Here is a 14,100-nt window from a genome sequence, read left to right as displayed (position 1 = left end):
TGCTCTAAGTTTAACGCTGCTTCAAATGAGAATGAGAAAGCAGGCGTGGCAGAGTAATCTCAAATAAGGACAAGTACAAGCCACCTATCGACGGGCTAAAAAGACCTAGTAATTAAAGCACCAGACACAAATAACTATTTTATTAACATTCAAAAGGTAAGACTCTGCTTCCACAGATTTATCGTCGCCCTTAGCATAGATGTCACGCATTCATTCACTTTTCCGCTCGCTGAGTCTTCAACTTGCACCTCGACAGCACCTACACATGTTAATTTTTTGTTTTAAATATACAAAATTAAACCGCTTACCGGACGCGGTTGATAAAGCGTTAACCTTCTTATAGATGCGATGAGTTGCACGACAGTTTTCTCTCTTTTCTCAATGTGATTGATTTAAAAATCATCAATAATTTAAAATGCCACCGGTAGCATTTTGTTTAATTCGTGTTAATATCGAGCAATATTATCTTGATTTCGGGACCGCAAAAAGATGGAAAGGTATGTTATTCCCAGTGTTATGCAGGCGCTGCAGCTATGTCAAGCCATCGCCGAGTCTCGCTCGGGTTTAAGTGCCTCTGAAATTGAGTCAGCGCTTAAACTTCCCCGCACATCAGTATTTAGATTACTTAGAACATTAACCAGCGAACGGGTAGTCGAAAAGCGTGGTACAAAATACTTCTATGGCACACGCATTTACGAAATTAGCGCCGCTAACTCGCGCAGCAGATACGTTCAGAGAATCACTGCACCTGCGCTTTCGAAACTTATAGCTGCAACCAACGCTAGCGCAATCATCTGCACATTAGGCGACTACTGCGCGTTTGTAATTGACGTTTTAGATGCCAGAGAAAAGCAAATAACAACAATTAGGCCAGGGACAAAACTGCCCTTATTTGAATCTGCTGCGGGTCATGTCATGTTGGCCTACCATCCCAAGTATCAAAACATGAACGACAGCACACACCCCGCAAACTTTGATGAACAACAAGCCGCGAAATTACGAGCAACAACTTGTACCAGAGGCTATGCCGTCAGCCACTTCGCACCGCGCAACGTAACGCTTGTTGCCGTGCCAGTCTTCATGCGAGATGGAGAGCTTGTATCAATTTTAGCAATAGAACTAGAGGGTATGATCCACGACGTTAAGGTACTCCAAGCATGGAGCGCTAAACTCAAAGACATCGCCCGCCAACCAACCACCGGTGCCCACCCTTACGAGCAGGACATGCAGTAATGAAATATATTCCAATTCAACTGATTGTCGCTTTCGTCGCGTTTCTCGCCTTGTCTAACTGTCACGCACAATCATTGGCGTTTGAAGGTGCGCTGGGGTTCGGAAAATACACACAAGGTGGAAACCAAGGAAAAGTGTTAGTTGTTAGCTCTTTGTCTGATAATGCTAAAAGCCCACAAGAGGGAACATTGCGATGGGCTATTGCGCAAGACTATCCCAGACTGATTGTCTTTAATGTGTCTGGCGTGATCGCGCTAGAAAAGGAGTTAGAAATAAAACATGGCAACGTCACCATTGCAGGACAGACATCTCCCCACGGAATTGTAATTTCTGGCGCATCAACAAGCGTTGAAGCTAACCAGGTTATTATTCGTCACATGCGCTTTAGGCCGGGGAAAGACAGTGAAGAAGGCGATGCAGTAACCGTTAGAAATACCACTGATGTCATTATCGATCATTGTTCGCTAAGTTGGTCAAAAGACGAAGTAGGCTCTTTCTACAATAACCAACGCTTTACACTGCAATACAGCATACTATCAGAGAGTTTAAACAACGCGGGCCATCACAAAGGTAGTCATGGCTATGGCGGCATTTGGGGTGGCAGTAATGCTAGCTTTTTGCGCAATATATTGGCCAATCATACCAGTAGAAACCCGCGCATTAACGGATGGCGACTGAACCCGCCTTACCCACAGCAGCAAGAATTCGTTGATATCAAAAATAACGTTATTGCCAACTGGCAAAAAAACTCAGCTTATGGCGGCGAAAACGGCACCGCAAATCTGGTTGGGAATATTTATGCCCCAGGCCCCGCTACGAAAAAGCTATGGTTTTTCCAATTATGGGACGATAAGGAATCACTCACTCGACTGTATGTTGCTGAAAACGTGATGAAGGGCTATAGCGACATGTCTGAGGACAACAGTAAAGGCATAGATGTTAAGAGCGCCAAAACCGGTTCAAAGAAAGAAAAAGACGTAATCACTCGTTCTCTTTCAACGTCGCCTTTTCATCAGAATGAAATAGATAAATTAGGCGATGCGCAACTTACTGCACAGCAAACATGGACAAGCTTGATTGAAAACCAAGACGTAGGTGCTAATCTCACCCGCACAGGTAAAGATCTAGACCCTGTAGACTCGCGCATACTTAAGCAAATACAAAGCAATCAGTACACAAGCAAAAATGGGATAATTGATAGTGAATTAGATGTGGTTGACTGGTCAATTTACAGCAGCTACTTTACTGCCAACCCCGCGCCCTCTCTTACTTTTCATGAAGAAAACTCATGGCGGGTACTCGCAGGAGTCCCAACACTGTGATCACTAAATATTCATATATTAATAATTTGTGAAATAAACGTTAAATATTAGTGCATTCCTATCTGACAAGATCAATACTGCCACCGGTGGCATAGCAAAATACAAATACTACAGCTATGTCGATTTTGGAATTTAGGAGTTCAAAACATGAAAGTGTTTCAATGGACAGCCCTCGCTCTAGCCGTGTCCACGGCGTTTTCCAGCATGGCGCAAACTGCACCCGCTCAGGAAAATACCGAGCAAACTGAAACAAATGAGACCCCTAGCGAAATTGAAGTAGTTGAAGTAAAGGGTGTTAAACAGGCAGACCTTAAAGCGCGTGACTTAGAACGCATGAAAAGCGGCTTTAGCTCTGTTATTTCTACCGATGATTTAGGCAATTTTGTTGATCAGAACGTGGCGGAGTCCCTTCGACGACTGCCGGGTGTTACGCTACAGCGCTCTGAAGGCGAAGGTAAGTTTGTCACCGTACGGGGCTTAGGACCCGGCTTCGTATCCATAAATATGAACGGCGCACAAATGTCTGGTGCAGGCGAAGAACGGAAAGTGGGATTAGACGCACTTCCTGCTGACCTTCTCGGTACCATTGAAGTGCTGAAAACACTCACCCCAGACCAAAACCTAAATTCCATTGGCGGTACGGTCAACGTTAAAGCAATTTCAGCTTTCGATCGCGGCAAAAATACATTAAAAATGCGTGTTCAAGACGCATATTCAGAAGCGCGCGAAAAGCACTCTCCGAAATTTAGCTTAGACGGCACCCAGTTTTTCCTCGACAACACCTTTGGTATTGGCTTTGCCATCTCTCACGAAGACCGCAAAACCCAGATAGACGAAACGCGCCACCACAGCACCAACGAAATGAAGTTTTACACCGCCGACTTGGGTAAAACAGAAGAAGAAATTGCCCAGGGTGACGAAATTCTTGCGCCTTCTCAGTTAGAAGTTCGTCGCGAAATTGCAGGAAGAACTCGTCAAGCTGCAGCACTAAACCTTGAATACAAGCCCTCTGCAGACGCTTACTATTATGCCAAAGGCACGTTCACTCAGTTTGAAGATGATGATCGCGCACAGCGAGAATTTTACGATTTTCAAGATGCAGGCTCTGTCGGAAACGATGAAATTGTATACGTAAACGGCGCTACGAAAGAGTTTATTCTTAGCGATATAGACGTATTCCACCAGCATTTCCTACAAGAAAGTAAGAACAAAACCATAACGTTCAGCTTAGGGGGCGAAAACCGTATTGCTGAACGCTTCGTGTTTGACTACGAATACGCTCAATCTCGCTCTGAAGAAGACTCCACTGGTGACCGCCGCGTTCAATTCCGTGAACGAGACCTGATTGTTTATGGTCAAGGCGGTCGCGACAACATTAACGCCCGCATTTTAAGCCCACAGGAAGCTGCTGAAATCGCAGGTCTAACCTACGACCCGGAAAACAGTATTTTTGGAACGTCGGGTAGTGGCGATGGTTCTGACCTTTCAAATTATCAATTCGATAACCTGTTTTTAGAAGGCGGAACGCGAATTGATGAAATTAAGACAGTGAACCTTAACTTGCGAACCGACATTTTTAATGACTGGTTAAACACCATTAAATTTGGTGTGCAGGTGAGCGAGCGCGATCACGTGCGTGACAAGGACCGGTGGAGTTTCGACCCTTCTGCCGGCGACTGTAGCGACGACGCATGTATTGCCGCAGTGAATTCTACCCTTGCCGACTATGACACCCAAATACCTTCAAATAGCGCATTCCAGCTGCCGTTTGAAAGCCGCGCAGTTGTCGACCAAATTGTTGATGCCACTCGTCAAACGGTTGAGCCTGCCACAAATGGCGAAGTGTCGATCGAAAGCACTAAGGGCGACTACAGCATTACCGAAGATACGCAGGCTGTATACGCAATGGCAGAGTTACCATTAGGCGCAGATGCCACACTAACAACCGGCGTTCGCTGGACACAAACCGAGTTCTCTTCTACCGGCTTTTTGTCTTTAGAAAACGATGACTTTGAGTTTAATGGCGCAGGGGCTGGTGCATTGGATATTGCTATCCCTCTTCCAGAAGCGTCTATTAAATACAGTGAGTTTTTCCCTAGTGCACACATTAAATGGGAACCGAGTGAAAACTTCTTAGTGCGTGCCGCAGCATGGACGAGTTTTACTCGCCCGTCGTTTAAACAAGCCCGTGCATTTGCTGTGTTTGACAGCGATATTGAGCTTTGTCCTCCGGGTTCTGACGATTGTGATGACAGTCAAGGTGGCGCATCGCTTCAACAGTTAAGCCAGTATGTGTTGGGTTCTGATAATGCACTAGATGTGGGTAACCCTAACCTCGTTGCAATGACATCTATTAACTACGATGCGTCAATTGGCTGGTATCCAAGCGAAAACCTCTTTATGGAAGCGGCAGTTTTCTATAAAGACATCGACAACTTTATCGTAGATGTAAACGGAATTGGCATGGCGCTTAATGACCTGCCGCTAACGCTTCCGGTAAACCAGGTGACTGAGTTTGTTATTCCGCAAGATTTATATCTTAACGAGATAAACATTACCGTTAACGGCAACAAAGCCTCGGTTATCGGGTTAGAGCTTAGCTACAACCAGTACTTTGAAAATGGTCTATTCATTCAAAGTAACGCCACCATCCTAGATAGTGAAGCCACGCTGGATAGCAGTATTCGTCAAGGCAAAGTGGCACTGCCCGACCAAGCTGATACCACCTTCAATCTTGTATTTGGTTGGGAGAGCGAAACGTTCTCAGCTCGCTTAATTGGTAACGTGCGTTCTGAAGTTCTTGAACAAATTGGCTCATGCCCAATTACTGCCGATCTTAACGACCCTAAGTCCTGCAAGATTTGGGGTGACCAATATCAAGATTCGGTTAAAAGCTTAGACTTTAAACTTCAGTACGACATTACCGAGTACGCACAATTGTACTTTGACGCCATCAACCTTACCGAGGAGTCAGACCTTCGCTACTTCCAGGGTAACGCGTTAAGCGGCGGTAATATTCTGTACCAGAAAGAAGAGTACGGCCGCAGCTATCAGCTGGGTGTAAATATCAAGTTCTACTAATTGTCTGTGCCGGGGAAACCCGGCCTTTTCCACATAATAAAGCTGGAGCGGACATGTAGTGCGGTAGTACGCCCAGTAAAATATGGAGATTGAGTACCATGAAACTCACGAAAATTGCTGCCCTGATGGGTGGTGTTATTCTCGTTACTGCCTGCGGCGAGAAAAGCTCTACCAACGTAACCCTCCCCCCCGACCCAGCACTTACTGGCGTATTTGTTGATAGCCCCGTTGAAGGAATTAATTATTCTTCTGCTTCTGTGGAAAACGGCACCACCAATGCGCAGGGTGAATACTCTTACTTCAGAGGCGAACAGCTCGCTTTCAGCATAGGTCAGCTGGCGTTTCCAGAAACCCCAGCATCGAGCGTTATCTCTCCTCTTGACCTATTCGCAACCGACAATCCTTTTAACCAGTCGGTCGTAAACACCCTTCGACTTTTACAATCTCTTGATACCGATGGCGATCCAAGTAACGGTATAACACTAAGCGCCAGTGCCGGCGATGTAGCAGTGGCAACCCTCGACGAAGGGCAAACCATTGAAGATTTCTTTAATCAATCTGATGCTGATTTTGCAGCGGATGTAGAGGTGTGGCTTGGTTCTGCTGGCGGAGCCAGTGCTACGCTTGTGGATAAAGCACAGGCTATCAGCCATTTCGTAAATTACCTTGAAGCCGAATTAGGCACGCTCTTCCCTAACACCTTTGATGTAACCCGCTTCACAGGCGACATTTACGCACCAACACTGGAAGGCAGAAGTGTATCTCAAGCCACTTACACCTTTACGCCAGACGACGAAACGAATTTGTCAGGTACATTCGTAAGAGTGCACGGTGAGGAAAGCACAACGGGTAACTATGAATTCTCTTTTGGACGAAAAGTCATAGCCCTTAGCTACGGTGAGCAAACTGAGTATCTTATTTCCCGTGCTTTCAACACGGTTAACGAGGTATACAGTTTGTGCGTGGTATCTCCAGATAACGCTCAGTCTATGCCGTTAGTGCTTCATGTTGAAAGCTGCCTTGCCAATGAAGACCCGCAAAACTACCTGTTTGCATTTACCCAAGAACAAGCAGATGTTGAACTGGCAAAATTAGAGGAAGCAGCGAATTCTATCCAGGCGGCGCTTGAAGAGAATTTCGATACCGATACCGATACGTTTTTCTCATCGTCGTACAAGCGTTTAAGTGAAGAGCCAGATGCTGGCGCGCTTTATTATGTAACAGGTGGCAGCCCACTAGTCGACGCCACCACAGGTCAACTTACCCTTGAAGGCGATCGATTCAGTATAGGTAATGCTGCAGCCAACCCAGGTGCCAATACGTCGGCATCAGATACGGTAGGCATGGGTATTTATAACCTTAGTGAAGGTTTTACCATTAGCTTCGACGTTATTTCTCACAATGGCGGCGGTACATTCAGCCTTTATGTAGATAACAACACCACAGGGCAAGATAACTCTGTACACGGTGCTGCTTCTAAGTTTGTAAGCGAAGGATTAGCGGACGGCACAATGGTACCCGGCACACGCTTTACCTACACCTATGAGCCGGGTGACGATATTGGTGGCGGCGATCCTAGTGCACCTGACGCGAAAATTCTCGATAGCTCGGTAACTAATAGTTTCTTCCAATTGCGCACAGATTCGAGTGCCACTATCACTATCGATAACTTAAAAATTGAGACGGTAGCTGACGCAGTTGACCCAGTGCCTCCGGTTGAGCCTGAGCCTACCGAGCCTGAAGAACCCGAAGTCATTCCAAGCGTACCGCTGCCGCTTTCCTATACCTTTGCAGGCGAAAGCGAGGATATTTTCTCGACAAACTTTGCCGCGATTGAAAATGCAGCGGGTGAGCAAGTCGCCATGTTTACCATTACCGGTGGCTCGGTAACGCAAATTGACACTGGTATTCAGCTTGACGGCGGACGCTTTACCCTTGGTAATACTGAACCAGATACCCAAAGCTCGTCTGACGATACATCATCAACCGGTGCACTGGATTTGAGCCGTCCTTACAATGTTATCTTTGATGTCATTTCTGCTGAAGATTCTGAAGGCGACAACAAATTCCAGATTTACGTGGATAACAATACTTCTGGCAGCGCCAACTCACACCTAGGTTCAGATTCTCGTTTCTTTAATGAGCCTGTGCTCGATTTAGTACCGGGAACCACCATGACAGTAGAAGGACAGATAGCAACGCCTAACTCGTACCTTCAATTTAGAACGGAAAGTGGCTCTATTGTGGTCATCGACAATATTCGCATTGAATATATTGATGAAAACACCCTGTTAGAGGAAACGTTTGAAACAGACGCTGACACCTTCTTCAGCCCTGAATACAAGTCGACCGATGGTGGTGCGACACCGTTTTATAGCGTAACGGGCGGCGGCTCAGGTTTAGTGATCTCCGAAGGCCAACTAGCCATCGACAGTGCACGCTTTACCATGGGCAACAGTACCCCTAATACAGACACAACCGCTGATGACACTGTAACCACGGGTATATTAGATTTAAGCCGTGAATATACCATTAGTATGGACATCATTGCGGTTGAAGACAGTGAAGGCGACAACAACTTCCAGATATATGTAGATAACAACACCAGCAGTAGCAGCAAATCGATACATGGCGGCGACTCTAAATTCTACAGCGAGCTGGTTAATAACCTTGTGCCAGGGCAACGCCTAACTATCGATGGATTTATTGGTACACCCACCTCGTTCCTACAGCTTCGTACTGAAAGTGGCGGCAAAGTGGTTATCGATAACTTTGTTATATCGTATGTGGGTGAAGCGCCAGATGACAGCAAGTTTAGCTGTGAAAATGAACCACAGCTTTACTTCTGTGACGACTTTGCATCGGGCTCTTTAGATAACTTCACGCTTATTTCAGACGACGCAGGCTCTAACGGTCCACAAGGCACGTTTGATATTGTAGAAGATGACGGCAACAAAGTGATGCGCTACACCGCTGGCGGTGAAGGTGGCGAGATTTTCTTGGTTAAAGAGTCGGCGCTAAGCAACCTGCCAGAAAATGGAAATTACTTTGTTGAAGCGCGCATTCGTCCAAGACAAAACAGCACCACGCGAAACAAACAGATCTTCCTTCTAGGTCGTTATGATAGCGCTGGAAACTGGTACGGCGGAGGTTTGAATGTACAAAACTCATCAAGCAGTACACAAGTGGAAGTAGCGGTAAGTACCGAAGGCAGTATTTCTCGCCCTGTCCAAGCTAAGTCACCTATTGTACTGGGTGAAAAAGACGGTACAGACGGCACGTGGTATCGCGTACGTTTTGAAATGGAAAACGAGAAACTCACCGTTTATTTAGACGGCGAGAACATGGGTACTGCAGAAGATACAACCTATAGCGCAGCGGGACTGATTGGCCTCTTCACTAATAACCGTTCGTTCGAGCTGGACGATTTAAAAGTAGGTGACCCCGCTGTTAAACCAGTTCAACTTACTCTGGATTTCAAAGAAACAGAGTGGGAGACCACCACCAGTAGCGATCCGTTATTCGTTTACGTTACCGCAGTACAAAACGACGGTATAACTGAAGACACGTTTACCGTAACCAGCAGTGATGCGAGTGTGGTCAGCGTAGAGCAGCAAGGTCCACAAGTTACCATTACCCCTCGCGCTGCCGGCAGCGCAATGGTAACTTTTACTTCTGGCTCTGACCCTACGTTAAGCAAACACATTGCCGTTAATGTTGGCGAAGGCTTCACAATGCCTACCGCCACCTATGGCGACTTATTCCCGGATACCACACCGTATTCGGGCAATAACAATGCGTATCCCGATACCCTACTCTCGTTAACCTTCGACAGCGAACCCACCTTAGGAAGTAGCGGTGAAGTACGCATTTACAATGCGACAGACGACACCCTGGTAGACGTTATCAATATTGCAGCTGATGAAGACTTTATTGGCTTTGAAGGCCAAGACAGACAGCGCAAAGTGGCTTACCGCCCAGCATCAGTTGTAGGCAACAAATTAGTGATTAAGCCTCATACAAATGCCCTTCAATATGGTCAGTCGTATTACGTAGCCATTAGCGATGGTACGGTAACCGGCGCAACGCTAAATGGTGAAAGCTTTAGTGGTATTGGCAAGAGTGCGAACTGGCGCTTTGCAACAAGAGCCGCTGCACCTTCTGGCGCGAATGTTACCGTAGATGATGACGGCGAAGCGGATTTCCGCACGGTGCAAGGTGCGCTTAATTACGTGATGCAAAACGTAAGTAGCGATACGCCATCTCGCATTACGATTCGTGACGGCGAGTATCAGGAAATGCTGTTCCTTCGCGGTAACAACAATGTCACGCTTCAAGGCGAGAGCCGAGACAATACCGTGGTGTACTACGATAACTTTGAAAGCTTTAACAGCGGTAGTGGCAAGAGCGAAGCACCTGCGGCGGGCACGCCATCAGGCGGAAGAAGCGTATTTTTAGTGGAAGGCGTAGATAACCTGACGCTAACGAACTTCACTTTGAAAAACTCACACATCAGAAGCAACGACTACTCTAACCAAGCTGAGACGATTTACTTTAACAGTGATTCAGGTCGTCTAACTGCCGTTGATATGAACTTTGTGAGTGAACAAGATACGCTGCTGTTAAAAGGCTTTAGTTGGTTCTACAACTCATTGATTGCCGGCAACGTTGATTTCATTTGGGGTTACGTAAATACCGCACTGTTTGAAAACAGCGAAATTCGCACCATTGGCGACTCTAAAAATGGTAACCCTGACGAAGACACAGCGGGCGGCTACATTCTACAAGCTCGCGTACCTGATATTTCTTATAAAGGGTTTATCTTCTTAAACAGCAGCTTCACCAATGGCCCAGGCCCTATTGGTAACGGTGTACTCGACGACTCTACGTATATTGCAAGAAGTGGCGGCAGCGCGAGCTACTTCGACAATATTACGCTTATTAATAACCGTTTCGACACCCACATTGCCACTATCGGCTGGGCGGGCGAAGGAGTACGCGACCAACCTGCACCAAACCCTAGCCCTGCAACCGCAGCAGCTGGATGGCGTGAATACGGCAGCATGGATATGCAGGGTAACCCGCTTGATCTTTCAAGCCGTCAGTTTGCCCACATTCTTACCGACAGCGAAGTGACTGAACTTACCAGCAGAACGGCAATATTCTCTCACTTTAATAACGGCGAAGGCTGGGTGCCAAGCGAGCCTAACTTACCGAATGTAGCACCTGCTCCAACGCTTGATGCGTACGGTTTTGCGCAATACAACTATGCATTAACCGGCGGTGCTGGCGGTACAGTAGTCACCGTAGATAACGGCGCAGATCTGCAAGCGGCACTAGATAGCGCAGCGAACAGCAACACCCCAGTGACGGTTTATGTAGATGGCACCATTACCGACGCAAACAATGGCGGTACGGGCTCACCGATTGAAATAAAAGACATGAACGATGTGTCAATTATCGGGGTTGCAGACAGGGGCGAATTCGACGGCATTGGCATCTTAATTCGACGTGCAAATAACGTGATTATTCAAAACCTGAAAATCCACCACGTGCTTACTGATGGTAAAGACGCTATCTCTATTGAAGGTGATAACGACGGCTCTACCACCAGCAACATTTGGATTGACCACAATGAGCTTTATAGCACATTGTCTGTGGACAAGGATTTCTACGACGGATTAGTAGATAGTAAACGCGGCGCGAAAAACATCACTATCTCTTACAACTACCTTCATGATCATTGGAAAGCCTCGTTACACGGCCACACTGAGAATGATGTAGACAGTGACAATACCGAGCGTTTAATTACCTTCCACCACAACCGCTTTGAGAATATCGAATCACGTTTACCGTTATTCCGCTACGGTCACGGTCACTTGTATAACAACTATTATAATCAGATATCCTCTACGGCAATCAATTCAAGAATTGGTGCAGAGCTTCAGGTAGAGAACAATGTGTTTGAGAACACGCAAAACCCAATTGTTTCTTTCTACTCAGACGTTATTGGATACTGGAACACGTCAGGCAACCTGTTTGGCGAAGGCGTAACGTGGACAACGCCAGCTGATGGTGACGTTGTAGCAGGACCTGATGCCACGCCAACATCCAGCTACGAAGTGCCGTACGACTACGTACTAGATGATGCCGACGTGGTTAAGCAGCGAGTTATCAACTACTCGGGCGTAGGTAAAATTAACCAAAATGCCGATGACATTCCTCCGTTAAACTAACTCCCAAAAGAGTTAGCACAAACAAAAAAGGCGCTGCTCTATGAGCAGCGCCTTTCTTTTAAGCGTTAAGCTTGGGGGATGATGTCGGGTAAGGAACAGCCATTACTGGCTGTCCCTCCCCTGAGAACCGTACGTGCGAGTTTCCCCGCATACGGCTCAAGCCTCTATAAGTCGATATTTTGGTAAAGACCGACGACTAACTGCACCCATTATCGTTGGAATGATTTTCGCGTTTATGCTTTTCTATTCCAACGTTATTGAGCATCCAGACTACGAGAAACGCCAATAAAATAAAGCTCATTCCGATGATAAAGCCTTGTAAAGTCATAAAACTTCTCCAAGTTATCTTTCCAATGTATAAAATTTAGCACATAAAAAACTGTAACTAAAACTGATAGCAATTTTATTGACAGTGATGTTGTCTATGGCAATTGGGATGCAACAGCACTAAGTTACTCAGTTTATCGCTACCACCTTTCACCCTTTCAATAACATGATGGATATTCCACCCTGTCTCTTTGGTAATCAGGTTGTTGCACATAACACAGCGTTTCCGCTGTCTGAGCCAAAGCGTTAGCAACTTATCTCTACCTTTAAAAGACTCCTTCCAAACTCGCTCTAGGCGCTGCTCAAAGTATTCTTCAAATTCCGGTAAATACGGATTTGCCTCTGCTTTTATCTTAATATGTCGCTTAATTGCCGTATCCATGGTGTAAACAAGTCGAGCGGTATTGCCTTTCCCATTTACGCCAGAAAATACCCAGTTACGGTTACCTGCTGATTTAAAGTACTTATCCTTAACCCAGCGTTTGTGACGATTTTGATGTCGTCTTCGGCACCATTTCCAGAGCATCTTCCAAACCCTGTAGTCCACATAATTGAAGGTTTCTTTAGCCACCACATGACGATGATAATTAGCCCACCCCTGTAAAACAGGGTTTAGCATCATTATCAAATTGCCAGCGGTGACTGTTTTGTTACCCGCAACTATTTGCTTCAACTTTCCGAGTACATTTCGCAGATTCTTTCGGCTAGGCTTAATTAAAAGCTTGCCGTTGTAACTGCGTAAATTCTGACCCAGAAAATCAAAACCCTCAGAAACATGAGTGACCAGTGTTTTCTCTTTCGATAGCGTTAGTCCTCGCTCGGCCATAAAGGCTTCAACAAGGGGTTTGACTTTATCTTCCAGTAACTCTTGCGAGATTCCTGTGATGATGAAGTCATCCGCGTATCGCACGTAATTGACCTTGGTCTTGTAGGCGGCTTTGGTATTTTTCTTCCCAAAATGGGATTCAAGCACCGCTTCCAAACCATCAAGCGCCATGTTGGCCAAAACAGGAGAAATGATCCCGCCCTGAGGCGTTCCCGCTTCTGTCGCATGTAAACTACCAGACTCCATGAACCCTGCTTTCAGCCACTTTCTGAGTACCTGTTTATCCAACGGAATGTTGGCAAGTAACCAGTCATGACTGATGTTGTCGAAACACCCCTTAATATCCCCTTCCAAAATCCATTTAGCTGAGCTCTTCCTACTGATGTTCACAAAGCATTGCTCTATGGCATCAGCGGTCGAACGCATGGGTCTAAAACCATAGCTATTACGATCCGCAGTAGTTTCCGAAACCGGCTCAAGACCTAGCAGGTATAAGGCCTGCATAGCTCTGTCCAGCATTGTCGGTATTCCCAACGGGCGGCGTTTGCCGTTTGCCTTTGGGATATAAACTCTGCGTAACGGCTTAGGCTTATAGCCATGCCGCCGTAGTCGACTAATGGCATTCCATTTACTATCTGGCGTGCTCCACAACTCCCCATCGACACCGGGCGTTGCTTTGCCACGGTTCTCAGTCACGCGCTTGACTGCCAATGCTTTGGCAGCAAACGAGCGCACCAACATACGTTGCAGGGCTTTCACCCTGCGCCACTGTTGCTGCTTAGTCGCCTTTGCGATCCGCACCTGCCACCCTCTCACCTGCCTGTGAACCAGATACCAGTTAATGGTATGCCAGCCCGAAGGTGGGTGGGAGAATGCAGGTACTGACATTGTCGTACTCATCTTGCTTTCCTCCTTAACCTAAAATGGAGAAAAGCCCGCCCAAAAGGGAAGCTAATCCCCATTTGGGTTGGTTTTAAGACGGCTTTACAAGCCTTCACACAATTAAAGACCAGTCTGAAGTCTGCACCCTTTCAGGTTAGGGCAAAGTTTGAACCCCTATCTGAGCTATTACTGC

The 14,100-nt window shown here is 46.5% G+C and carries 6 protein-coding genes; 5 read left to right on the top strand and 1 reads right to left on the bottom strand.

Going from position 1 to position 14,100, the window contains the following annotated elements:
• The first annotated feature begins 489 nt into the window (after positions 1 to 489).
• The 5 genes from MHN00_RS08950 (at position 490) to MHN00_RS08930 (ending at position 12,161) form a co-directional block, all read left to right on the top strand.
• On the top strand, positions 490 to 1,233 hold the full coding sequence (locus MHN00_RS08950; protein ID WP_239244116.1) for a helix-turn-helix domain-containing protein: 744 nt from the start codon (positions 490 to 492) through the stop codon (positions 1,231 to 1,233).
• On the top strand, positions 1,233 to 2,555 hold the full coding sequence (locus MHN00_RS08945; RefSeq protein WP_239300939.1) for a pectate lyase C: 1,323 nt from the start codon (positions 1,233 to 1,235) through the stop codon (positions 2,553 to 2,555). Before MHN00_RS08950 ends, MHN00_RS08945 begins: the two co-directional genes overlap by 1 nt.
• Positions 2,556 to 2,702: 147 nt before the next feature.
• Positions 2,703 to 5,636, top strand: coding sequence for a TonB-dependent receptor (locus MHN00_RS08940; RefSeq protein WP_156087216.1), 2,934 nt, complete (start codon positions 2,703 to 2,705; stop codon positions 5,634 to 5,636).
• Between the two features lie 98 nt (positions 5,637 to 5,734).
• Positions 5,735 to 11,872 (top strand): pectinesterase family protein, encoded by a 6,138-nt coding sequence (locus MHN00_RS08935; protein WP_239300937.1) that lies wholly within the window; start codon positions 5,735 to 5,737, stop codon positions 11,870 to 11,872.
• Between the two features lie 133 nt (positions 11,873 to 12,005).
• Positions 12,006 to 12,161: a hypothetical protein gene (locus tag MHN00_RS08930; protein ID WP_239300936.1), complete on the top strand. Its 156-nt coding sequence runs from the start codon at positions 12,006 to 12,008 to the stop codon at positions 12,159 to 12,161.
• Positions 12,162 to 12,275: 114 nt separating this feature from the next.
• On the opposite strand, the gene ltrA is transcribed toward MHN00_RS08930, so the two are convergent.
• Positions 12,276 to 13,925 (bottom strand): group II intron reverse transcriptase/maturase, encoded by a 1,650-nt coding sequence (gene ltrA, locus MHN00_RS08925; protein WP_239300935.1) that lies wholly within the window; start codon positions 13,923 to 13,925, stop codon positions 12,276 to 12,278.
• Between the last annotated feature and the right edge of the window lie 175 nt (positions 13,926 to 14,100).

Origin of the sequence: Alteromonas sp. Cnat2-8, assembly GCF_022348355.1 — a bacterium.
GTDB classification, from domain to species: Bacteria; Pseudomonadota; Gammaproteobacteria; order Enterobacterales; family Alteromonadaceae; genus Alteromonas; species Alteromonas macleodii.
Note: the sequence above shows the minus strand (reverse complement) of the source record. Positions and strands in the feature narration are given on the sequence as shown.